Source organism: Millisia brevis NBRC 105863 (genome assembly GCF_001552615.1).
GTDB lineage: Bacteria > Actinomycetota > Actinomycetes > Mycobacteriales > Mycobacteriaceae > Millisia > Millisia brevis.
The window spans coordinates 20,406-43,675 of record NZ_BCRN01000022.1 but is presented as its reverse complement, the minus strand read 5'-3'; the positions used below and the strand labels follow the sequence as shown (position 1 = coordinate 43,675).

The following is a 23,270-nucleotide window of genomic DNA, read 5'->3' as shown; positions in this document are numbered from 1 at the left end:
CCAAGAGGCTTCCGCTATGGGCATCGATCGGCGGTGCCTATCGGACCAGCGCCGGCGGCAGAATTCCGACGCCGGGGAGATTCGACACATGGTGATCGGAATCGGTCGATGGGTCGTCATCACGTGTTCCGATCGAATCGGGTGCGTTCAAACCTGGCTGCTGCATTCGCGCGGGCTTAGCGTCGGTGGGCAACCGATCCCCAACGGACACCTTCGACCGGCAAAGGAAGCCATGTCCCTCACCGGCCCAGCCGACGTGCTCACCTCCGAAATACACTCGTTGCCAACGGGTTCCGATGCCGATGCGTCAGGAGGTCTGGTCGATCGCGTGGCGGACCTGTCCGGCAAGCTGTTCGAACTCGGCAGCCGGGCGGACGCGGATAACCGTTTCCCGGACAGTAGTATCCGGCTGTTGATCGATGCCGGAGTCGCTCGCGCGCCGCTCCCCCGGTCGGCCGGCGGCGACGAACTGGATCCGCGGGAACTCGCGCGACTGGTCACCACCGTCAGCGCGGCCGACCCGGGGCTCGGCCTCGTGGTTGCGATGCACGTGGTGCATTCGCGGCGCGTCTTCGCCGACGTCTCCGTCTCCCCGACCCTCGCCGATGCGGCCGCGGCTATCGTCGGCGGGTCTGGTTTCGTCAGCTCGCTGGTCAGCGAGAACCGCTCGATCGCACCGGCGCGCGGCGGTGCGGTGCGAGCGCGGGCGATCCCGACGAACGGCGGCTGGTTGCTGCGCACCCGCAAGAAGTACGCGACCGGGATATCGGCGCTGTCCCATGCGGTGGTCGCAGCCACGATCGACGGGGAAAACACGCTGAGCCACTTCCTCACGCCGATCGACGCGGCGACGACTCGCATCGAGAAGACCTGGGATGTGATCGGTCTGCGCACCTCGGGAAGCGACGACATCATCTTCGAGGACACCTTCGTGCCGACCGACGCGCAACTGCCCACCGATCTGGTCTCGCAATCGAGCCCGTGGTGGTCGGTGGTGCTCGCCGGGCTCTACCGGGGTATCGCCGAGGGTGCGTTTCGGTTGATCACCGATGGCGGTCTGCCCACTCAGGCCGATGGCGCGGCGCCGGTGGACATTCCGCGGGTACGTGGGCATGTGGGCGAGGCGGCGCTGTCGCTGTTGACCGTTCGGTCGTTGGTCGATTCGGCGGCGGAACGGTTCGCGACCGGCGAACTGAGCCCGGCGGAGAGCGCAACGGTCAAGCTTGCCGCGCATCGCAGCGCCACCGAGGTGGTCGATCGGGTGGGGCGTGCCTTCGGGACCGCGTCGGTCTGGCAAACCCACCCGTGGCAACGGTACTTCCGGGACCTGCGTGTCGGTTCGCACAACTCGCCCTCGGAAGACACCACCATCGATCAGCTGGCGCGCGAGGTGTTGTCCTCGGACCCCCGCACACCCTGAGGTCCGCATGCTGTGCCGGCGACGGGGACGGTCAGCCGGTGACACCCGCCGGGTCGTCGGAGCGCTCCCGGGTCGGCTGACGAGTCGGCCATCCGGGCCAGACGTCTCATCCGGGCGGCGGATCGGGTTCCGGGCGTCGCGGTTCAGAAGACCAACTGCTGGTCCGGGTCGTCGACACACCGGAGGGTTTGCCAGTCGAGGGTCATGTCACCGACCGCTTGATGGCGGAAGTCCTTGACCCCGCGGGGCCCACGGACGATGGACGGCGCTGCCCGCAACGGTTCCGCGCCGTCCGGACGAACGGGTTAGAACCGGTGTCCGTGCCCGCGGCCGTGCGGGGCCGCCGGGCCGTCGGCGGTCCTGGTGAAGCGCACGATTTCGAGCCACCGCGAACCGCGGCGGTCCCGAAAACTGAACTGCGCCCCGTTGACCAGGTCGCGAAGCTCCGGAGTGCTCAACCGGTCCGGGTCGGGGAACGATTCGAGAAATACCAGGGCGCCACCCGGGCGCAGCACCCGGGCCAGTTCTCGCACGGCAGCCGCCTTGTCCGGAATCTCACCGATGGTCAGCGCAAGAAATGCCACGTCGAAGGCACCGTCGGGATAGGGCAGCCCGGCGCCGGCGTCCCCGGAGCGGTAACCGATATTGCGCAGCTTCCGCCGTTCGAGCTTGCGGCGGGCCTTGTCGATCATCTGCGGTTGCACATCGAACAGTTCCAGCCGACCGTCGGGCAGGCGTTTCGCGATCTCGGCGCTGTAATAGCCGTCACCGGGGCCGACCTCGAGGACACGTTCGCTGCCCGTCAGGTCGAGCCGTGCGATGAATCGTGCGGGACGGGCGACCGTGATCCGAATCGGGTTGTTGAGCAGGAACGCCAGTTGGTGTGGGAACGGGGTATCCGGCCCGCGACCCGCCCACCGCATGATGGCGTCGATACCCGTTGTCGGCATGGCGATTCCCCCGTAAGCCGCTGCGGCCGTGGCCGCCCGAAGCACACCGGTCGGTTGCCGCCGATAGGCGCTGCCCGCTCCCCCGCAGGTTGCGAGGCACTCTAGGTGCGATTCGCCGATGCGGGCAAATAGACCCGGTCCGCGCTGGACGATGGTCGACAAGTCCACCCGGAATTAGACGTCGTTGTATAACAGCCCGGAGAAGTTTGTTGGCCGGTCGGACATCTGCCGTTACCCTGTCCCCGCCGTGGAAATGTGATGGGTGCAACAGCCGATCACTTCGCATCCCCGAGTTGCGACATTCTCTGGCACACAAACGAACCCACCGACCGGTCTCGCAGCATCCGCCTCCGAAAGGCCACCATGACCACTGCGCCGAGGACCGTCCGCGCCCTGATCTGCGCGGCGGCCGTCCTGATGGGCCTCACGGCTGCTCCGATGCCGGCAAGCGCCCAGCCGACCGCCGGACCGGTCCTCTCGGCACCCCATTCCGACTCCTTTTACACCGACCCACCCGACCTGGCGAGCCGGGCGAACGGCGACATCATCCGCAGCCGGCCGATGCCGACCCCCGCGGGAGTGATGGACGTGGAGACCTGGCAGCTCGCCTTCCGTTCCACGAACGCGCAGGGCCGGCCGATCACCGCGGTCACCACGGTCCTGGCACCGCACAATCGCGCCGTCGACGGGCCGGTGCTGTCCTACCAGCAGATCACCAATGCGCTCGGGTTGCGATGCTCGCCGTCGCAGGCCCTGTGGACCACCGAGTCCGACGTCATCACCCGCGAGCTTCCCGCCTACAACGCCGCCCTGGCGAACGGGTGGACCATGGTCATTCCCGACCATCTGGGCCCGAACAGCGCATACGCGGTCGGGCCGATCGGGGGCCGAATCACCCTGGACGGGATACGAGCTGTTCAGCGGTTCGAGCCGCTTCGGCTCGGCGCCGGCCCGGTCGCACTGGCCGGGTACTCGGGTGGGGCGATCGCCACCGGTTTCGCGGCCTCCTACGCAGCCGACTACGCACCGGAACTACCGATCGTCGGGTACGCGATGGGGGGCACCCCGGCGAACATCACCCGGATGGCGTTGAGCCTGGGTTCGGACACCCCACACCCGGCGTTCGGTTTGGCCTTTGCCGCTGCCGTTGCCCTCGAGCGGGAGTACCCGGATCGCTTCCCGCTGTCGGAGTATCTGAATGCCGAAGGGGTGCAGCTACGTCAGGACATCAGCAATGCCTGCACCGCCGGAATCCTGGCCCGCGGAGCCGGTTTGAGCGCTCGTATGGTCACGACCGGGGACGGCTACCTCACCGACCCGAGGCCGACCGCCGTGACCGACGAGATCAGCATCGAATACCAGCCCGGCATTCCGAATGCCCCGGTATACGAATGGCACAGCCCCACCGACGCTCTGATCCCGCTCGACTCGATCGACCGGACCATCGGACGCTATTGCAGCGCAGGTGTTCCCGTGACGCGCGGCCGGGTGGATACGCCGGATCACATCACCGCCGCGGTGCTGGGCCTGCCGGGCGCCATCGACTGGATGAGCGATCGCTTCGCCGGTGAACCCGCTCCGTCGACCTGCTGAATCGGACGATATCGACGTCGCCGGCGTCGTGGAGTAGACCTGAACGTATGACTCCTCAGCCTCCCCGTAACACAGGCCGCGACGACGTGGGAAAGAGTTGGCACGATCCGCCGACCTACCGCGCCGCCGTGCGATATGTCGCGGTGGTGATCGGCGTGGCGATCATCGCGGCGGCCTGTTACCTCGCCATCGACCGTGCCAACCTGGTGTTGGCGTCGACGGTGCCGGGAGTCTGTCTGCTCGGGGCCATCGGTGCGCTGTACACGGGCTATCGGACCTACCGCAACGGTGGCACGTGGGTGATCTGGCAGGGCGCCGCCTGGGTGTTGCTGGCGCTGATGTTGGTCACCTTCGCGTTTCCTGCGATGGTTTGGCCCTCCGCGGTCTGATCGGATCAGAGACCGCGCTGCATGGCGCCCAGCGCCGCCACGTCGGCCGGCTCGCCGGAGTAGGTCACCCGTACCGGTAGCCTGCCCGCCACGAACAAAAGTAGCTCTCCCGGTGTTCCGGTCACGTTTACCGGGTTGCCCGTACCGGCCGTGAGGATCTCGGTGCCTGCGTCGCTGCGCAGCGTCACGCGCACCGGTGCGTCACGCAGGAGCATGCGGCCCATCATCGTGACCGGCGTCTCCAGCGCCTCCTGCTGCCCCGCCGGTAGGTCTCGCGGCGTCCACGGTGCTTCCGGGTCGGCCCCGCCGCGCAGCACATCCTCGTGGTGAATGAACATCTCCCCCGCGTTCACCCACCTGTCGACCGGCTTCAGCGGCGAATACCAGGGAGGCCCGCTCTCCACGTCGGCCAGCAACTTCTCCCAGGGGCGTTCGGCCACCGAGTCCTGCACTTTCCGCGTGTAACCGGCCAGGGGTGTCACCAGGATGCCCACCGACGCGATCGGGTCGCGCTCCCGCACCACCAGGTGAGCGGCCAGGTCTCGCGTGGTCCACCCCTCGCAGAGGGTCGGCGCGTCCGGTCCCACGGAGCGCAGGGTCGACACCAATTCCCGACGTTCGTATTGCGCGACGTTCACGTGGTCAGCCTAGGCCCCGTCGCCCGCGGTTCGGCACGCTCAGAAGTATCCGCTGGTGGGGGGTGCGGCACCGGTCAGCAGGTATGTGCCGATCACCGCGGCCTTGTGGGCGCGAGGGTTGTGGTTCGCCAGCGTTCGGGCGTTGCGCCAATGCCGATCGAGGTTGGAGGTACGTCGCGTCGCGGAGGCCCCGCCCACTTCGAAGAGCGTATCGGTCACCCGAAGAACGGCGTCCACGATGACGTACTGGGCCTGCGCCACCTCCACGCCGGCTGCGGGCAGCAGCGTCTCGGCGTCGGCGGGACGTGCCCGGTCCACTCGGTCGAGTGCGGCGGCCGCGCGTTCGGTGGCGGACTCACAGGCGTAGGTCAGCGCGGCGATTTCCCCGACCGCATGTTGGACATAGGGGTCATCGACCGACCGGGTCGCCGCGCTGTGCCGGATCGGACGAGCTCGTTCACGCGCGTAGTCCACCGCATCGGCCACCGCGTTGCGCGCGATACCGGTCAGCGTGGCCGCGAGATACAACTGCAGGAATGGGGCCACGCGGGATTGCTCGTTCTCCTCGGACGCAGCGTCGACGAATTCGGAGTCGTCGACCGCCACATCGCTGAAGATCGTTGTCCCGCTGGCGGTCAGCCGCTGCCCCATACCGTCCCAGTCGTCGATCATCTCGACACCCCGCCGGTCCGCCGGGACGACAACCACGCGCAGCGCTCCGTCGTCATCGATCGCCTTGACCGCCATCCAGTCGGCAAAAAGCCCACCCGTGCTGTAGAACTTGCGACCATTGAGCAGGTGCGCACTTCCCCGTCGCGATACGCGAGTGGCGATCCGGCCCTGGGGCCCGCCGGTTTCCCCGCTTGCGATTGCGATGAGGTCGCCGGCCAGAATGCGGTCGAACCACATCCGCTGTACGCCTGGATCATCAAGCAAGCGCACCATTTCGACGAATCCGAAGTGCGATCGAACAGCCTGTGCGACGTTCGGATCGGCGGCTGCCAGGTCGACGATGAATGCGAAACACTCCGCCAGGTCGACATCCGGTCCACCGAACCGGGCCGGAATCCGCCAGGTGCACAGCCCGGAGTCCGCCAATGCCCGAACCTGCTGCGTCGGCAACATCCGGTCCCGATCGCGAGCGGCAGCTCCGTCGCCGATCTCGGCCAGTATCTGCGCGACGACGGCTGCCGGATCCGCCGCGGTCACCGGCTTCCGGCTGCTCATCGACGCCCTCCCATCCGTGGCTCGGGCCCGGCCGCCGCCATCGTTGATGACCGGTCCGCGACCAGCACCGGCGCCGAACGGGTACCCGGTCATGCTATCGGTTCACTCCGCGAGCCGTTCATCCCGCGGACCTGCGCCTCAGCCCCGGGCTCCGGGTTCGGGTCGGGCCCGGTCGATCACCATCGGGCGATTCCGCCGTCGACGCGGGGGTCGGTTCCGCCGAGCAGGGTGCCGTTGCGAGGGTCTCGCCAGATGATCTGCCCGCGACCGAATCCCGCACCGTCGGAGCGGTGTACACGAATGTCGTGGCCGCGCTCGGTCAGCCCCGCGCGGATCTCGGCGGGCATGCCGGGTTCCACCGACACCCGGTGGCCGCCGTCCCACCGCCATCGGGGGGCAGCCAGCGCCCGGGCCGGTGTGGCGCCTTCGTCGAGGGCCCTGGTCACGACCTGGACGTGGCCTTGCGGTTGCATCGCGGCGCCCATCACCCCGAAGGGGCCGACCGGTCGATCATCGCGGGTCAGGAAGCCGGGCATGATGGTGTGAAAGGGCCGCTTCCGGGGTCCGAGGTGGTTCGGGCTCGTCGGGTCGACGCTGAAGGAGCGCGCCCGATTGTGCAGCGCGATGCCGGTGCCGGGAACCACCACTCCGGAGCCGAAACGCAGGAAGTTGCTCTGGATCACCGAGGCGTACGTATCCGTGTTGTCGACGGCGGCGATGTAGACCGTTCCGCCACGCACCGGTTCGGTGTGGATCGGCGCACCCACGCGGTCGGCGACGGCGGCGGCACGCCGAGCCAGGTGGGCGGGTTCGAGCAGAGACTTCGGGTCGACGGTCATCGTCGCGGGTTCACCGATGACCCGGGTGCCGTCGGCGAACGCCGCCTTGGTCGCTTCGATGCGTCGGTGGATGGCGTCGATCGGGTCGGTCGGCGGGGGCAGGTGGTCGAGGATTCCCAGGGCTTCCAGGGCGATGAGACCCTGCCCGTTCGGCGGCAGCGACCACACCCGGTGCCCGCGGAAGTCCACCGACATCGGCGCGACCCACTCCACGGTGAAGTCGCGCAGGTCATCGGCCGACAGCACCCCGCCCACCCGTCGCAGCTGATCGACGATCGCCGCCGCCAGCCCGCCGCGGTAGAAGTCGTCGGCGCCGCGGTCGGCGATGATCCGCAGCGTCTCGGCCTGCCGGGGCGAATTCCACCGTTGCCCCGTGAGCGGGCCGACGCCGTCACGGGTGAACTCCTCCCACCAGGGCGCGAGCCAGGGCTGATCGGCAAAGTGTGCATAGGTGTCCAGGGCGGTCGCCCAACCCGCAGCCACCGACCGCGTGACCGTGAAACCGCTGTCCGCCAGTCGAATCGCCGGCCCGAGGACCGCCGAGAGCGGGAGCCTGCCGAAGCGGTCGACCAACGCTTGCCAGCCGGCGACCTGCCCGGGGACGGTGATCGACAGCGGACCGTAGTCGTCGATCGGGCCGCCCGCCGCATGGAGATCCGCGGTCAGGGCGGCCGGACTGGGACCGGTGGCGTTGAGGCCGTGCAGTTTCCCGTCGTGCCAAATCAGCGCACAGAGGTCGCCGCCGAGCCCCGTGGAGCAGGGTTCGACGACGGCCGACGCGGCGGCGGAGGCCACCGCCGCATCGACCGCGTTGCCACCGGCCCGCAGGATCTCGAGCCCCGCGTCGGCCGCGGCCACGGTGGAGGTCGCGACCATACCCCGCTCGCCGGCGACTTGTTCGCTCACCGCCACACCCCGCTCCCCTCACCGCCCACGGCTGCCCCGCTCAGCGCCGTACCTCGCTCACACCCCGACGCGCTGTCGCGTGTGGGTATTGACCGGGAAGGGCAGTCCGAGATTTTCCCGCAGGGTGGTGCCGGTACGGTCGCCGCTGCGCAGCCCCCGGTCCTCGAGGATCGGCAGAACATCGTCGAGGAACCGACGGATGTTGGCGATCGTGCCGCCCAGGATGACCCCGTCGACGGCGCCACCGACGAAGAAGTCCGAGAGCTTGTCGGCGATGTCGGTTGCGGTGCCGACGAACTCGCCCGGAGGGTTGGCCGCCTCGAGAGCCAGCTGACGCAGGGTCAGGTTGCGTTCCTTGGCGGTGCGCAGGTAATACTCGGCCGTCGACTTGAAGCTGTTCGCCCCGATGTCGCCGAGTTCCGGCAACGGCTTGTCCAGGTCGAACCGGGAGAAGTCGTAGAAGCTGAAGTAGCGCGAGAGGTACTTGAGCGCATGGTTGATGTCGTCGTACCGGATCGACTCCTCGTAGATCTCCTGAGCCTGCGCCCGAGTGCTTCCGACAATCGGCGTGATCGAGGGCAGGATCAGTAGGTGATCCGGGTTGCGCCCGTATGATTCGGCGCGCCGCTTCCAGTCGACGTAGTTCTCCCGGGCCGACGCCAGATCTCCGTGGGAGGTCCACGTGGAGAACACGGCATCGGCCTGGCGAGCCGCGAGATCCCGACCGGCCTCGGAGGCGCCCGCTTGGAAGACCACCGGATGCCCCTGTGCGGACCGCTCGATATTGAGCGGCCCCTGGACACCGAAGTACTCGCCCTTGTGATCGAGGGTGTGCATCTTGTCGAAGTCGACATAGCGATTCGCCGCGACGTCGCGGACGAAGGCGTCGTCCTCCCAGGAATTCCACAGCCCCTTGACCACGCGGATGTACTCGTCGGCGATCCGGTAGCGCTCGGCGTGGTCGTACAGGGTCTGTCCACCGTGGTTGCGGGCTACCCCCTCGAGCGCCGAGGTGACCGCGTTCCAGCCGACCCGACCACCGCTGATCTTGTCGAGGGACGCCAACTGCCTTGCCGTGGTGAACGGTTCGCTGTACGAGGTGGTGAAGGTACCAACCAGACCGAGGTGATCGGTGACCGACGAGATCGCCGACAACGCGGTCATCGGCTCGAGCCGACTCAGGAGCGGCCAGGTCGAATCCTGGCTGATATAGGCAGAATCGGCGATGAAGCCGAAGTCGAGCTTCGCCTGGTCGCCCACCCGGGCGGCCTCGATGTAGGTCCGAATATCGGCGGCGCCGTCCGGAGCGACGGCCGGATCACGCCAGTGGCCGCCCCCGCCCTGTAGGAAAATTCCGAGCTTGAGATCACGGTCGGACATGTCGATTCCTCCTGTACTTCTGTGTGCGAGGCGAGCGCGGTGGCTCAGCTCAGCAGGTCCGGCTGTTCGGCGACGACGGTTTGATAGGTCGGCTGGAAGTTCAGCCAGGCACGCTCGGGTGTCATATGCCCGGCGATCTTCTCCGCGACGTCATCGGCAAGCGACTGCGGCGTTCCGGCCGACTCGGCCGCGATCTGCACCTGGCAGCACTTTTCCAGAGACATGAAGTAATAGAGCATCTCGTCGACGGTCTGCCCCAGAGCCACGATGCCGTGGTTGAGCATGATCAACGCACGATCGTTCGGTTGCACGGCAGCGGCCAGCTCCGCTCCCTCGCCGTGTGCGTGGGTATCGAACAGGCCGAGCCGGCGGAAGAAGACCGCGGATTCGTTGGTGATCGGATCCAGGGGGCGGCGCAGCGTCGACCACGCTCGCCCGTAGATCGAGTGCGTATGCCCCACCGATTGGATGCTCGGATGGGCGGCGTAGATGTCGGGGTGCAGGATCATGGCACCGGGATGCACCGTGCCGGAACCTTCGACGAGTTCGCCGGAGCTGCTGACCAACTGCAGGTCGCCGGCGGTGATCGTCGCAAAGGGAACCGCAAACGGGTTGACCCAGAAGTGATCCGGCTCCAGCGGATCCCTCGCACTGAGGTGACCCATGACCCCTTCGTCGAAACCCAGCTTGGCGAAGACTCGGAAGCCGGCCGCCAGGCGTTCGCGCAGGTACCTGCGATGCTCATAGGGATCGTCGAAGGTCGGCGGCACGGGTCGGGGTGCCTGAACGAGCTGTGGCATGGGGAGCGTCCTTTCGCGGATCAGGCGATGGTCCATTGCTGGATGTCGAAGTCGTTGCGGATCAGTTGCTGGTCGACGAGGAAATCTTTCGTCCCGGTGAGCCAGTCGACCCACTGCGGGTCGGTCGACTCGGCGTTGATCGTGTCGATCGGATACAGCGACTCGACGTCCGTGCGAGGCGAGCCGGTCAGCTCGGCCAACCAGTCGAAGTACTCGGCCGGACGGGCGGTGATGTCCTCGACCGCTCGGGCCCGCAGATCCGCCCAGCCGGCGGGGAAGTCGGCGTGGCTGTCGACGAAGTCCTCGGTGACGGTATGGACGCGCAGCGACGCCAGGCCCGGATAGTCGGCAGCGGTGGCGATCTGCGCGATCTGACCACCGGTGAGGGCCGCGTTGACCACCTCCATATAGCGGACGGTGGCGACCGCATCGACCTCGCCGCGGCTCAGTGCCGCGATGGAATCCCCGGTGCTGTTGATATTGATCAGCTCGACCTCGACTCCGTTGTCGTCGAGCGCATCGACCAGGAAGCGGTGCATGGTGGATCCCTTGACCACGGCCACTTTTCGTCCCTCGAGCTCGGTGATGTCCGCGGGTCCGTCGGCGCGAGCGACAATGATGCTGTCGCTGCTGGAGGGCAGGGCGAGCAGCCGGGTCGGCGCGCCGGTTCCGCGGGCGGTCAGAGCGGGGGTGTCGCCGGAGGACGTGACGTCGATCCGACCACCGATGACCGCTTCGTTGAGATCGGGTCCGGTGCCGAAGGCTGTTCGTTCGACGGAATCGATGCCGTATTCGCCGAGAACCTCCTCGGCCAGCCCGGTGTGCAGGGCCCATCCGATCTCATCGGCCGGGTAATCGGTAGCGGAGCCGACGTATCCGAACCGCAGGGTCGACGAGCCGGGGTCGGCGTCGTCCGTGCCGCTGGAGCATCCGGCGGCCACCAGGGTCGCCACCACGGCGGTAACGGATACCGCCCACGTCGACCAGCGTCGGCCAACAGAAAACATGAACGTGCCTTTCCTCGTACAACAATCGTGTGGCGAACAGTCAGAAGCCGCTGTGGGAGTCGTTCCATCGCAGAACCCGTCGCTGCAGCACGGTGACCGCCCGATCGATCAGCCAGCCCATCAGCGCGAAGATCGCGATGCCGACGAAGACCAGGTCGGTGCGATTCTGCGTCTGTCCGGCGATGATCAGGTGGCCGACGCCCGACTGCGATCCGGTGATCTCGGCGACGATCAGGCCGATCCACGACACCCCGAGGGACAGCCGTAGACCGGTGAACAGGTACGGCAAGGCCGCCGGTCCGAGGATGAGCCGCAGGTGATCCCACCGCGAGAACTCGAGGACCCGGCCCACCTCGACGAAGGCGGTACCGACCTGCCGGATCCCCTGGTGGACACTCATGTACAGCGGGAAGAAGGCCAGCGAGGCGATCAACACCACCTTGGACAGTTCCCCGAAGCCGAACCACAGGACCAGCAGCGGGGCGATCGCGAGGGTGGGTGTCAGGCGGACAACCTGCAGCGACGGATCGAGCAGTCGGGAGGCGGCGGCCGAGAAGCCGGTCAGCACACCGACGATGACGCCCAGACCGCCGCCGAGCACGAAGCCCAGCGCGGCCCGCTGCAGGCTGATGCTCATGTCCTCGGCCAATCCCCCGTCGGTGATCCACTCGCCGAACGCGGTGACCACTGCGGCGGGAGCCGGCATGAACAGCGGGTCGATGAGCCGCAGCGCGGTCACGATCTGCCACAGCAGAAGCGCTCCGACGGGGATGAGCGCTCCGAGAACGAGGGCGCGGCTTCGCGTGCGCCCGGATCCCGAGCGGGTGTCGACGGTTGTCATGTGGCCCTCCTGTCGCTCCAGCGCAGGGTCCGCCGTTCGATGGCACGCAACGCCAGATCGGAGGCGATCCCGAGGATCGCGAACGTCAGGATTCCGACGAAGACCACCGGGGTGTCGTTGAACGACCGCGCGTCGATCATCAGGTACCCGAGGCCGCTGGACGAAGAGATCATCTCGGCGACGACCACAGCGCCCCAGGCGATCCCGACCGACAGCCGCAGCCCGTAGAACAGATGTCCCAGGCTTCCGGGGATCAACACCTTCCGGAAGATGTCGAACCTCGAGAACTCCAGCACCCGCGCCACCTGGATCAGTTTCGCGTCGGTATCCCGAAAGCCCAGAAAGGTGGCGACGTAGATGGGAAAGAAGACTCCCTTGGCGATCAGCAGCACCTTGGAGGTTTCCCCGATCCCGAACCACAACACGAACAGGCTGGTCATCGCCAGATGAGGCACCATCCGGACCATCTGCGCGGTGGGGTTGACCACCTGCTCGGCGGTGCGCAGCATGCCCACCAGCGCGCCGAACAGCAGTGCCAAACCGCCGCCGATCAACAAGCCGGCAACCACCCGCATGACGGTGGTCGAGGTGTGCTCCCACAACGTGCCGGCACCGGCCAGGTCGGCGAAGGCGTCGAGAATCGTTGTCGGGCTGGGAAAGAGGATCGGCGAGATGCGACCCGTCTCGGACGCGATCTGCCACACCACCAAGATGGTGACGGGCAGGATCAGGCCGGGGAGGACCGCGGCGGCACGTCGGGCGAGCGAACCGCGGCGGCGGCCACGCTCGGGCGCTGCGCCGATATGGACATCGCCGAGCTCAGTCGACTCGCTCCGCAGGTCGCGGGGTGGACTCAAACTGGGTGAGGACATCGAAGCGGTACTCCTGCAGCTCGCGGGACGAGGTGATCCGTGGGTGGGGTAGGTCAATCGGGATGATCGAGCGCACACGCCCGGGACGGGGGGCGAGGATGACCACCCGATTGGCCAGGACGACCGCCTCGTCGACGTCGTGGGTAACGAAGACCATCGTGGTGCGGCGGCGCGTCCAGATGTCCACCAACACCTCCTGCATGTGGGCGCGGGTGAAGGCATCGAGCGCCCCGAACGGCTCATCGAGCAGCAGCACGGCCGGATCGCGCAGCAACGCCCGGGCGATGGCTACCCGCTGGGCCATGCCCCCGGACAGTTCCTTCGGGTAGGCACGCTCGAAACCGTCGAGTCGCACCAGTCGGATCAGGTCGTGCACCCGGTCGCGCACCGACGAATCCCGCAGGGACAGATTGGCCGCGATATTGGCTTCCACGGTCAGCCAGGGAAACAGGCGCGACTCCTGGAAGATGAACCCGCGATCGATCCCCGGTCCGCGCACGGCTCGGCCACCGACCTCCACCGTTCCGCTGAAGTCGGTATCGAGGCCGGCGACGATCTTGAGCAGTGTGCTCTTGCCGCAGCCGCTCGGACCGATCAACGACACGAACTCGCCGTCGGCGATCGACAGGTCCACCTCACGCAGCGCATCCACCGGGCCGGTCTGTCCGTCGAACCGTCGCGAGAGCCTGGCCAGCCGGACGGCCCCGGAGTCGTCGAGCTCCCCAGCGGTCCGAATGGCCGCACTATCGCTGATCCTCATGGTGATGACCCTATGAAAACAACCGTCAGGGTCATGACCCTTGACGCAGCGTGAATTTAACTCTTTGACGATGTGGGCCGGCCCTGCACCATGGAGCGCGGCCCTCTATGCGAAATCGGGTCCACCGAAGGAAGGACGTGCGTGTGTACCGTGCTGCCGGCGCCGTGCTCGAGCCTCGATCCACCGCCCCTCGAACCGCGCCCACCCATCAGTGGACGTTCAAATTCCGGTCGAACGCGTTGTGCCTGAACTTCGTGGCGTCGATGGCCGGTCCACGGTCGCGACCCCACGGCGTCGAACGGTGGACGAGCCCCGCGCTGCTCGAGGAGTGGTTCCACCGTTCGGGTCTTCCGATTCTGTCCACCTCTCTGAACAGCGGCGACGTCGCCGACGCGCGGGAGCTTCGGGAAGCGATCTTTCGGCTGGCAACTCTGGAACAACGCGGGGCACCGGCGTCGGCCTGCGATATCGACCTGGTGAACCACTGGAGTCGCCGGCAGCCCTATGTGCCGATTCTCGACGCCGGGGCCCGCCATCAGCGCCTACCCGAGGTGCTCGAATTCGCGGAGTTGATGGCACTGGTGGCCGCGGATGCGATCGATCTGTTCACCGGCGAGTTCAATCACCGCATCAAGGAATGTGCGTCCGAGAAATGCCCGATCCTGTTCGTCGACCGCTCCCGCGCGGGTAACCGCCGGTGGTGCTCGGAGCGGCCGTGCGGTTTTCAGGCCAGTTCGCGGGCCTACCGGTTGCGGCGATCCGAGAGCGACGACGAGGCGACGTAGCCGTCCGGCCATCCAAGGCAGGCGACGCCCACCTGGAACCGGGTACAGTTTCGCTGTTCGTGACCGGGGGTGGGGGCGATGGGGTTACTGAAAGCCGATGTCGAGCACATGCTCGCGCTCGGCGAGGTCCTGGACGATGCGGGGGCGCAGATCGACGCGATCGAGATCCGATCGGCGGTTTCCGACATCTCCGCAGCTCTGCCCGGCTGCTCGATCCCGCAGGCCTGCGCGAAGGCCGGCGAATCCACCGAGTACGCCTGGCTGAAGGTCGCCGACCGCCTGCGCACCGTCGCGTACATCGTCACCTCGGCGGCCAAGGACATCGACGCGACCGACCGCGGCGTGCACGACATGCTGGCAACACTGGCGTTCGACGACAAGCCCTGAGCATGCCGACCCGACCCCAACTGACGGTGTGGAATACCGACGCGCTCGCCGGCCGGGCGGCCACGATCCGCAGGGGTGACGCGGCCTATATGGAACACCTTCCGCGTGCCCGCAACCGCATGGTCGAACTCGACGGCAGTTGGACGGGGCGCTCGCACGACGCGGCGTACGACCGCATCGGCGAAGACCACGACGAGGGCCGCAAGCTGTCCTACGAGGTGCTCGAGTTCGCCGAAGCCCTGGAGAAGGCGGCGCTGCGGCTGAGCGACGAGCGGCGCGTGGTCCTCGGCAGGGCGGAAGCGGCCGAAACGGACATCTACTTCGGGGCCGGCTTCGCCGTTGGTGGCGACTGGCGAGTCGACGTGATATCCGGGCCGGACATCGCGGCGGAGGACGTCGAGCGGATCGAGCAGCGGGCGCGGGAGCATCGGGACGACATCGCCTCCGCCTATCGCGGGCTGACCGGTGCCATCGATGATGTGATCGCCACCATCACAGCGAACGGTGACGAGATTCGGGCCCGCGGCGACCAGCTCGCGCGTGGGGCCTTCGCCGACGGACCCGCCGGGTGGACCTCCGAGCGAGATCTGACCGCCGATCTGGGTGCGGACGACGGAACCGCCATCGCTTCCGGTCCGCTCAGCTCCGCCGAGATCGAACGCCTCGAGGACCGGCTCTCGCAGGCGGGACTGACATCCGAGCAACTCGCAGCAATCGCCACCGGTCGAGACGTCGACATTCCGGCCGAGAAGCTGGAGTATCTGACCGCGCTGTACGAAAACGCCGGTAGCGACGGACTGCTGCGGCTGTCCGAACAGCTCACCGCCGAGCCCTCCGATGCATCGAACGATCTGCGCACCAGCCTGGCCAACGGCCTGCTGACGGTGTCGAACGAACAGGTGGTGGCGCGGGACGGCGCAGGCGCCGAGGTCGGCCGGGGTGGCTGGGACCGGCTCCCCGAAGGCGTGCGGGAACTGATCGGCACGCGGCCCGACCTGGGACCTCTTCCGGATGCGACCGGGCCGCTGCCCGATGCCTACGCCACGCCCGAGGACGTGTTCGCCTACCAGCGGGATATGGCCGAACTCGCCGGCCTGCTCAACTCCTCCAACGACGCGTACCCACCCGGTGATCGGCTCGGCGTCGAACTGAGCCGCCAGGCGGCCTACCAGGTCGTGCTGACCGACAACACCGAACTGGCGCCCATCCCCGGCTACGCCCTACCGGAGACCACGATCACCAACCTCCTCGACGTCGGCACCCGCAACCCCGAGGCGAACCACGCCCTCATCACCGGACTCGGAGACGAACACCTCCTCGGCGCCGACTACCACCGCGACACCGTGATCGTTCCCCTCCTGACGCACGAATGGGCCGACGAGGGAGCGTCGCTGTCGAACATGTTCTCCTGGATCGGTGAGGATGCCGCAGTGGATCCCGGCAACCCCGACGATCCTCGGCCACAACGCGCGGGCGAGGCGGCATTCGGTCTGGCGCAGTTGTTGTCGACCACCCAATCCGAGGTCAACGACCAGAACCTCTACGCCACATGGCTGGACATGCCCAATGCAGGCAGCCAATCCCTCGGTGAGGTCAACCCGCTCGCCACACAAGCACTGGCAGGCGCACTCGCTCCATACACCGGCTCCATGGTCGGGATGAGCGACTCGCTGACGGGGACCACCGGCTTCGGCCAGCTCGGCGGACCGATCGAGGCGGTCCGGGTACTCAGCGTTCTCAACGGCGATGAGACCGCCGGGAACATGATCAACACGGCAGCACTGGCCGAATCCAATCGTCTCGACAGGTTGTTCGCCACAAGCGAGGTCGCTGGTATCGGTGCAAGCGGAATCGGCGGTTATGCATCGAATCTTCATTGGCTGGTCGGCCGAGGTCTGGAGGTCGAAATCAGCGAACGACAGAACGATCTCGATACCGTGGCGCAGGAGTCCGCACAGCGGTGGGCCACCGCATATACCGCGGCCCAGATCGCGGGCGGTGGTTTCGGGGCTGGTCCAGCGGGTGTGGCCGCTATTACTGAGATCTTCAAGTCGGATCTCGTGATCGCCGACTCAACCACCGCTCTGCCGCATCAGGGTACGGCCCTCGGCGGCCACGGCCTGAGCACGACCACGTTCGGCACCAGCGGAGCCCGGATGTACCAGATGGTGCAAGAACTTGCCGCTTCGGGCGCTATCGACCCAGCGGCGTTGCCGGATGAATTCACGACCGCTGACGGCTTCACTCCGTATTCGGAGCTGATCACCGGCCCCACGGGCGCTCACGTCGGCGGACAGCTACCCGGTACAGGACCAGAGCGGACCCTCGAATCCGTACTCGTCGCAGCCGGTATCGACCCGACGCAGCTGCATTCGTACACCGAACGAGCTGCCGCGTACGGTGATCCGCGCCTGGATGACTTGATCTATCCGCAGAATCGGTCGGGAGCCGAGGCGATCGACATCTTGACGACTGATGCCTACGCCGATTCTTTCCGCAATCAATGGCCGGACGGAAACCATACGTCATGAAACGGAGATCTCCGGCTTCACGGACAGACAGACGGCGAAGGCACTCGCTGCTCGCTGCGGCGATTATCTTGCTGATTTCCGGCTGTGAAACGTCCTCGTCAGTGGTCGCAAGCGATCGATACGCACCCCCGCCCGAAGTGGCCAACGCGACCCTGGTCTGGTCTGCGGAATCGACAGCCACTCTGGACGACGAGCGCGGCACGCTCACACGAGCAGCCTATGAAGCACATCTCGTCGCGATGGTTGCCGGCGTGGATCGCAGCTACCCCGGGTATCGATACGCCGTAGAGCGGAGTCTCCTCAACCTCTACCGAGAAAACACCGCCTGGCGGTTCCCGCTTTTCGGAACCGAATTCGGCCACGTCCTTTCCACCGGCGACACGGCCGATGGTTTCGTAGCGACGGTGTGTCTGCAGAGTTCCGGTATCGCGCGGTTGATCGACGATGGGTACTTTCGCACGATCGGCCCGGGATATCGCACGCAGATCGAATTCACGAAGGTGTTGTCGCCGGAGCCTATGGCCGTCGATGGCGAATCCCGTTCAACCACCGCCAACCGCGACAACTCCGACGACGTCATGGCCACATCATTGGCGCCACCCGGCACATGGAGCGCGCCCCTCGACGACCACTTCGGCGGTTGGCGTGTCTCGATCGGTGGAGTCATCGATGATCAGGACGGCATCTGCGAGACCTGGGGTCGCAGAGTCGTTCCGGACGCTCCTGTGATCCCAGAGGAGGTCACCGTTGACGTTCCTCCCGAGACACTCCCTGCTTTCCCGGGTTGGCCCCGAGGCTCATGAGCGGGCTCATTCCCGCGGATCAGCTCTCGACGAGACAGGGCGGACAACGAGACTGCTCTCAGCGAAGCACTTCAGTGAGCAGCATCCATCGCCGGGACGGCAAGGGGGTCAGATGGGCTGCACCCCCACTCGAGGCCGAGGCGAAACATGTCGTCGCCGACTCACAGCGGCACTCCTGCCTGCCGCCGGTGTGCTGACCTCCGGCTGCGACGCCGGCACCTCCGCGCCGACGCCGCCGGGAAGTCCCGGCCACCACGCCCCGGAGCGCGGGCGAGGGGCAACGCTCATCTGGGCCGCAGAGTCGGGAATCGGCCTCCTCGGCCCTCAGGCGACGCTCACCTTGGCAAGCCGTGAAGCGCATCTCGTGGCACTGAACGCCGGACCCGACCGCACCCATCCCGGCTACATGGACACGGAGAGGCCAGAGGACCGATGCTTCTACATCGATGGGGAGGGACTGGCGCCGGTGCGCGGGACAGAGCACTCCCGAATCCAGACGATCTCCGAGTCCCGACGGATTCAGCGCTGTCGTGGTGCGTTCAGCCGGACGGGCTGGCGCGATACACGTACGGGGCGTGTTCAGTTTGGCTGGAACGGATTTCCTCATTACGTACGAAGTCACCGGGAGGCACGGGCCCACAATGGGAGAAATCGTCACGACATCCATTATCGGAAATTAGAATGCCGACTCCCAAAATGGTTGATTCCGGGGTCGACGGATGACCGACCCGGAACGCTCCAGGGGGCAATGTCGTAACAGGTTGGGAAGTGGGTTCCGGAAAGCTTACAGATGGGACGAAATGCGCTGTGAAGGCTGGGGGCGAACGTTCTTCCCCGATGCGTCCTCCGAACCAGCCACGGTCGAACGGTCAACGCCTCCCCCGACTCTGTCGGCGTATCCAGGATGGTACCGTCTCCGGGTCGGTCGGCCGGGTCGTCTGCACCGAGATCAAGTTGGGGAACTGGACCGAACCAGATGCACGGTGATCGAATGATGCCGCTCCGCGATCAGGAAGCGGCCACGAAGGGTTCCCCGGCCACGCCCCAACCCCGTACAAAGGCAACTCATCTATCCGCGCCGCCTCGGACGCAGCGTGGGCGAACCGCCACCGTTCTCCTTGTGCTGGGAAGCCTCATATCCGGCTGCACCGGCGACCACTCAACCCGCGACACCACGCCGACCGCGTATGAACCACCGGAGAACGTTCGCAACGCCACAATGATCTGGTCGGCCGAGTCCGGAATCGATCTCGTCGGGCCGGAAGCCATACTCGTTCGCGCCGCTCGTGAGGCAGACGTTGTTGCCAGGTACGCAGGACCCGACAGCACCTATCCCGGCTTCATGGACGCCCTCGATCCCGAGCTCCACGACTTCTATGGCTACGAGTCGGGGGTGGCGGCGATCTACGGCACCCAGTACGCCCGTCTTCAGTCGCTGGATGTATCTCCGGACGGATTTACCGCGTTGATCTGCATTCAAGGCGACGGGATGGCCCGACTCAGCGAGGGCACGTATGTCAGTTCGAACGGTCCGGCATACGCGCTGATGTACGAATTCGTCGACCGGACCCTCACACCTCCCGAACGTGCCGTGGCGTACGCCCCCTCCTCGATTCCCGATACCTCCGACGAACCGACTGCGACGGATAGGCCCGGTGACCAACCCGCTTGGAGCGCACCGAGAAACAACCTCTTCACCGGATGGACGATCACCTTGCGGCCGCTCTCGGACGAGACCAACGAGTTGTGCGACCCGTGGGGGCGCACGCTGTTCCCGGACGCACCGCCCGAGCCCGAAACCGTCGAGAACTCTTCCCCACCCCCAACGCTTCCCGCTTCTCCCGGGTGGCTCGGAGACTCATGATGGGCCCTCGTCTACCCAACCCTGCTGGTGCCCCCGGTTGCCTCCGATGAACACAACTGCAGCTGAGCGAGAGCGGAACCTGCGCCGCCTGTACCTCAAACCACGGCAGGACGGACACAACAGCCGGCGGCTGCTTCGTGCGTCCGGGCCGCTGCCCGACGCGTACGCCACGCCCGACGACGTGTTCGCCTACCAGCGGGATATGGCCGAGCTCGCCGGCCTGCTCAACTCCTCGGACGATGGATACCCACCCGGCGATCGCCTCGGCGTCGAACTGAGCCGCCAGGCGGCCTACCAGGTCGTGTTGACCGACAACACCGAACTGGCGCCCATCCCCGGCTACGCCCTACCGGAGACCACGATCACCAACCTCCTCGACGTCGGCACCCGCAACCCCGAGGCGAACCACGCCCTCATCACCGGACTCGGAGACGAACAACTCCTCGGCGCCGACTACCACCGCGACACCGTGATCGTTCCCCTCCTGACGCACGAATGGGAGGACGAAGGAGCGACGCTGTCGAACATGTTCTCCTGGATCAACCCCGACACCGAGTCGGGCGCAGCACCGTTCGACCGGGGTAACCCCGAAGATCCCCGCGCGGTGCGCGCCGGCGAGGCGGCGTTCGGGCTGGCACAGCTACTGTCATCAACCCAATCGGAAACAACCGGACAAAATCTGTACTCCACATGGCTGGACATGCCCAACGCCGATGGGCAGTCACTCGGTCAGGTCAATCCTGTTGCCACACAAGCCCTCGCCGGAGCCCTTACCCGCTACACCGGATCGATGGTCGGAATGAGCGATGCACTCACCTATGCCACCGGCTTCGGCCGCCTTGGCGGCCCGATCGAAGCCGTGCGGGTGTTCAGCGTCCTCAACGGTGACGCAGAGGCGGGTCAGGTCATCACCTCCGCCGCGTTCACGGAATCGATGCGCCTGGACGGACTGTTTGCCGCCAACGAGAGTCTGGGAATCGACTCTAGCTTCCTGGGCTGCTCCGCATCCAACCTGCATTGGCTCGCCACTACCGGCCTGGACATGGAGATCAGCGAGCGCCAGAGCGACCAGAATATAGCGGCTGCCGAGCATTCCCAACGCCTGAACGCGGCATACACCGGGGCCGAGATCATTGTGGGTGGCCCCGGACCGGGGCCTGCGATGCTCGCCGCTGCCGCAGAACTCGCGCGGCCGGATGCCCTGAGTCCGGATCCCTCGATGGCCGGACCCCTCCCACTGCCCGATGGCGCACAGGGACCCGCCGGCAGCACCCAGTTCGGCACACCTCCCGCGCGGATGTACGAGATGGTCGAGACCCTTCAGCGGCAAGGACTTATCAACCTGTCGGACCTGCCGGAAGAATTCCGAAGTGGTGACTCGATGCGCCCCTACGAAGACCTCCTCGGCGACCGAAGGCCCTCGGACCAGTCCACGCTCGCAGGTGCGGGCGCGCTGCAGATGCTGCCGTCGATCCTGGAGGCGCACGGGATTGATCCGCAACATGCTGCGTCGTACACGACCTACGCGGCGGGCCAGCTCGATCACAAGCTCGACAGCGTCGTGTACCCACAGAACCACTCCGGACCTGATGCACTGGGGATACTGACAACCGATCTCTACTCGAGTTCCACCGCAAACGTGTGGCCCACCGGGGACTTCTCCGGATGAGCCCGTCGCGAAACCTCGGTTGGAGTCGACCGCGCCCTCGCCGGCGTGCGGCAACCCTGATGCTCCTCGGCACTTTGCTGGCATCCGGATGCAGCGCCGAGATCCCGGTGCCAACGCCAACGGAAGCGCCTGACTACCAGCCGCCTCAGAATGTACGGAACGCAACGCTCGTCTGGTCCGCGCAGCCGGAAATCGATCTCCTCGGCCCGGAGGCCACCCTCACGCGGGCCACCCGCGAAGCACACCTCGTCGCTCTCTACGCCGGACCCGACAACGCCTATCCCGGATATATGGAGGCACTGAGGCCGGAAGACCGGTACTTCTACCCGAACGACTCGGGACTGGCTCCCCTGTACGGAACCGAGCACTCCAGAATTCAAGAACTCTCAACGAATCCGGACGGATTCAGCGCCTCCATCTGCGTCCAGCCCGACGGATTGGCGCGGTACACGGAGAACACATACTTCAGTTCCACCGGTCCGGCATTCCTCGTTACCTACGAATTCGTAGACCGCCGCGTCAACGAACCTCATCAAGATACGGACTCGTCGACCTCGGAAAGCATCGGTTCGACTACGCAACCGAACGATTCCGGGGAAGCCGATGAACCTACCTGGAGTGCGCCCCAAGGGAACGTCTTCGTCGGCTGGCAGCTCACCTTCGGCAGTCTTACCGAGGACGTTGACGGCAGTTGCGAAGCGTGGGGACGAACGATCTTCCCGAATGCCCCCTCGGAGCCGGGAACAGTGGAGAGCAATACACCGCCTCCCACGCTGCCCGCATATCCCGGCTGGGCCCGGCAGGCCTGACCCCTCACCCGGAGGGGAGGGATCGATTAGGACAGCGGCAATCTAACTACTGCAACCAGTCCGATTGATCTATAGTTGACCGATGCGGACGATCAGCAGCACCGAGGCGAAGGCACGGCTCAATGCCGTACTGGCCGAGGTCGAGGGCACCGGTGAATCGATCACGATCACCAACCATGGTCGGCCGGTCGCCGTGCTATCTCCGGTAACCGCGCGGCCGCGCAGGTTCGGACGGCTACCCGGCCTGGACGTGCCGGAATCGTTCGACGATCCGCTACCCGACACCGAACTCTCGGCGTGGCAAGACGCCCCGTGACGGCGATCCTGCTCGATACCAACGCCCTGCTCCACCTGGTTGCGGATCCGGAACGACTGAACGAGCAGGCGTATTCGGTCCTGGCCGATCAACGCAACGACCTCTACGTCTCAGCGGCCTCGGCATGGGAGGTGTCGATCAAGACCAGAATCGGCCGGTTCGACGGTGAACCGTTGCTGTCCGCGTGGGGCGACGTACTTGCCGAGATGAACGCCGCCGATCTGCCGATCGACCCGTCCGACGCCGCCATGGCCGGTCGACTCAACTGGGCCCACAAGGATCCATTCGATCGGATGATCGTCGCCCAGGCCGCCCGGCGCGGTCTGACCATCGCGACCAGTGACCGACAGGTCATCGGCGGTGCGCTTACCTCCGTGCTCGACACCCGAACACGTCGATAACGCAAAAGCCGGCTCTACGGGATTGAACGGCGCCGATCCGCGCGTGCGCCGCGGCCCTTACTGCAGTATTTGGCGTATTTGCC

General features: G+C 66.5%; 23 protein-coding genes. 12 read left to right on the top strand and 11 right to left on the bottom strand.

Translation table 11 applies throughout. The features are described from left to right. Positions 1-328: 328 nt before the first annotated feature. Complete coding sequence (locus tag MB1_RS22515) at positions 329-1,420, top strand: acyl-CoA dehydrogenase family protein (protein ID WP_157084288.1); 1,092 nt, start codon at positions 329-331, stop codon at positions 1,418-1,420. Positions 1,421-1,563: 143 nt separating this feature from the next. On the opposite strand, the gene MB1_RS27000 is transcribed toward MB1_RS22515, so the two are convergent. Both MB1_RS27000 and MB1_RS22510 read right to left on the bottom strand, forming a co-directional pair. After that, the gene (locus tag MB1_RS27000) at positions 1,564-1,698 is read right to left on the bottom strand and encodes an MmyB family transcriptional regulator (RefSeq protein ID WP_369406883.1); all 135 of its coding nucleotides are present in this window, start codon (positions 1,696-1,698) and stop codon (positions 1,564-1,566) included. A 27-nt stretch (positions 1,699-1,725) separates the two neighbouring features. After that, on the bottom strand, positions 1,726-2,355 hold the full coding sequence (locus MB1_RS22510) for a class I SAM-dependent methyltransferase (RefSeq protein WP_066912965.1): 630 nt from the start codon (positions 2,353-2,355) through the stop codon (positions 1,726-1,728). A gap of 378 nt (positions 2,356-2,733) precedes the next feature. Between MB1_RS22510 and MB1_RS22505 the strand changes: the two genes are divergently transcribed. After that, complete coding sequence (locus MB1_RS22505) at positions 2,734-3,963, top strand: lipase family protein (protein ID WP_066912934.1); 1,230 nt, start codon at positions 2,734-2,736, stop codon at positions 3,961-3,963. 86 nt (positions 3,964-4,049) lie between these two features. Then, entirely contained in the window at positions 4,050-4,352 is a 303-nt protein-coding gene (locus MB1_RS22500) for a hypothetical protein (protein ID WP_245650317.1), read from the top strand. Positions 4,353-4,357: 5 nt separating this feature from the next. Here MB1_RS22500 and MB1_RS22495 read toward each other — a convergent pair whose 3' ends face one another. The 9 genes from MB1_RS22495 to MB1_RS22455 form a co-directional block, all read right to left on the bottom strand. After that, positions 4,358-4,990, bottom strand: a complete 633-nt coding sequence (locus MB1_RS22495; protein ID WP_066912929.1) for a TIGR03085 family metal-binding protein — start codon at positions 4,988-4,990, stop codon at positions 4,358-4,360. 39 nt (positions 4,991-5,029) lie between these two features. Then, positions 5,030-6,217, bottom strand: coding sequence for an acyl-CoA dehydrogenase family protein (locus tag MB1_RS22490; RefSeq protein WP_066912963.1), 1,188 nt, complete (start codon positions 6,215-6,217; stop codon positions 5,030-5,032). Between the two features lie 176 nt (positions 6,218-6,393). Beyond that, the gene (locus MB1_RS22485; RefSeq protein WP_218000298.1) at positions 6,394-7,962 is read right to left on the bottom strand and encodes a gamma-glutamyltransferase family protein; all 1,569 of its coding nucleotides are present in this window, start codon (positions 7,960-7,962) and stop codon (positions 6,394-6,396) included. A 57-nt stretch (positions 7,963-8,019) separates the two neighbouring features. Continuing rightward, positions 8,020-9,342: an NtaA/DmoA family FMN-dependent monooxygenase gene (locus tag MB1_RS22480; protein ID WP_066912921.1), complete on the bottom strand. Its 1,323-nt coding sequence runs from the start codon at positions 9,340-9,342 to the stop codon at positions 8,020-8,022. 44 nt (positions 9,343-9,386) lie between these two features. Next, positions 9,387-10,142: a class II aldolase/adducin family protein gene (locus MB1_RS22475; RefSeq protein ID WP_066912961.1), complete on the bottom strand. Its 756-nt coding sequence runs from the start codon at positions 10,140-10,142 to the stop codon at positions 9,387-9,389. Between the two features lie 20 nt (positions 10,143-10,162). Then, positions 10,163-11,149, bottom strand: a complete 987-nt coding sequence (locus MB1_RS22470) for an ABC transporter substrate-binding protein (RefSeq protein ID WP_084352467.1) — start codon at positions 11,147-11,149, stop codon at positions 10,163-10,165. 40 nt (positions 11,150-11,189) lie between these two features. Then, positions 11,190-11,990 (bottom strand): ABC transporter permease, encoded by an 801-nt coding sequence (locus MB1_RS22465; RefSeq protein WP_066912917.1) that lies wholly within the window; start codon positions 11,988-11,990, stop codon positions 11,190-11,192. Next, positions 11,987-12,862, bottom strand: a complete 876-nt coding sequence (locus MB1_RS22460; RefSeq protein ID WP_084352465.1) for an ABC transporter permease — start codon at positions 12,860-12,862, stop codon at positions 11,987-11,989. Before MB1_RS22460 ends, MB1_RS22465 begins: the two co-directional genes overlap by 4 nt. Further along, a complete protein-coding gene (locus tag MB1_RS22455) occupies positions 12,810-13,622 on the bottom strand; it encodes an ABC transporter ATP-binding protein (RefSeq protein ID WP_066912915.1) in 813 nt (270 codons plus the stop codon). The genes MB1_RS22460 and MB1_RS22455 overlap by 53 nt, the downstream gene beginning before the upstream one ends. Before the next feature lie 137 nt (positions 13,623-13,759). Here MB1_RS22455 and MB1_RS22450 point away from each other — a divergent pair, with 137 nt between their 5' ends. The 9 genes from MB1_RS22450 to MB1_RS22415 all read left to right on the top strand — a co-directional run bounded on the left by MB1_RS22450 (position 13,760) and on the right by MB1_RS22415 (position 23,187). Next, positions 13,760-14,407: a CGNR zinc finger domain-containing protein gene (locus MB1_RS22450; protein ID WP_169801721.1), complete on the top strand. Its 648-nt coding sequence runs from the start codon at positions 13,760-13,762 to the stop codon at positions 14,405-14,407. Between the two features lie 78 nt (positions 14,408-14,485). Continuing rightward, positions 14,486-14,794, top strand: a complete 309-nt coding sequence (locus MB1_RS22445; RefSeq protein WP_157084284.1) for a hypothetical protein — start codon at positions 14,486-14,488, stop codon at positions 14,792-14,794. A gap of 2 nt (positions 14,795-14,796) precedes the next feature. Beyond that, positions 14,797-17,325, top strand: coding sequence for a TPR repeat domain-containing protein (locus tag MB1_RS22440; RefSeq protein ID WP_066912908.1), 2,529 nt, complete (start codon positions 14,797-14,799; stop codon positions 17,323-17,325). Positions 17,326-17,462: 137 nt separating this feature from the next. Then, positions 17,463-18,128 (top strand): hypothetical protein, encoded by a 666-nt coding sequence (locus MB1_RS22435; RefSeq protein ID WP_066912906.1) that lies wholly within the window; start codon positions 17,463-17,465, stop codon positions 18,126-18,128. A 1,120-nt stretch (positions 18,129-19,248) separates the two neighbouring features. Continuing rightward, a complete protein-coding gene (locus MB1_RS22430; RefSeq protein ID WP_157084283.1) occupies positions 19,249-19,992 on the top strand; it encodes a hypothetical protein in 744 nt (247 codons plus the stop codon). A 46-nt stretch (positions 19,993-20,038) separates the two neighbouring features. Continuing rightward, positions 20,039-21,661 (top strand): TPR repeat domain-containing protein, encoded by a 1,623-nt coding sequence (locus MB1_RS22425; RefSeq protein ID WP_157084281.1) that lies wholly within the window; start codon positions 20,039-20,041, stop codon positions 21,659-21,661. Positions 21,662-21,720: 59 nt separating this feature from the next. Next, a complete protein-coding gene (locus tag MB1_RS25815; RefSeq protein WP_157084279.1) occupies positions 21,721-22,470 on the top strand; it encodes a hypothetical protein in 750 nt (249 codons plus the stop codon). Positions 22,471-22,552: 82 nt separating this feature from the next. After that, positions 22,553-22,786, top strand: a complete 234-nt coding sequence (locus MB1_RS22420) for a type II toxin-antitoxin system Phd/YefM family antitoxin (protein ID WP_066912900.1) — start codon at positions 22,553-22,555, stop codon at positions 22,784-22,786. Then, a complete protein-coding gene (locus MB1_RS22415; protein WP_066912899.1) occupies positions 22,783-23,187 on the top strand; it encodes a type II toxin-antitoxin system VapC family toxin in 405 nt (134 codons plus the stop codon). Before MB1_RS22420 ends, MB1_RS22415 begins: the two co-directional genes overlap by 4 nt. The last annotated feature ends 83 nt before the right edge of the window (positions 23,188-23,270 follow it).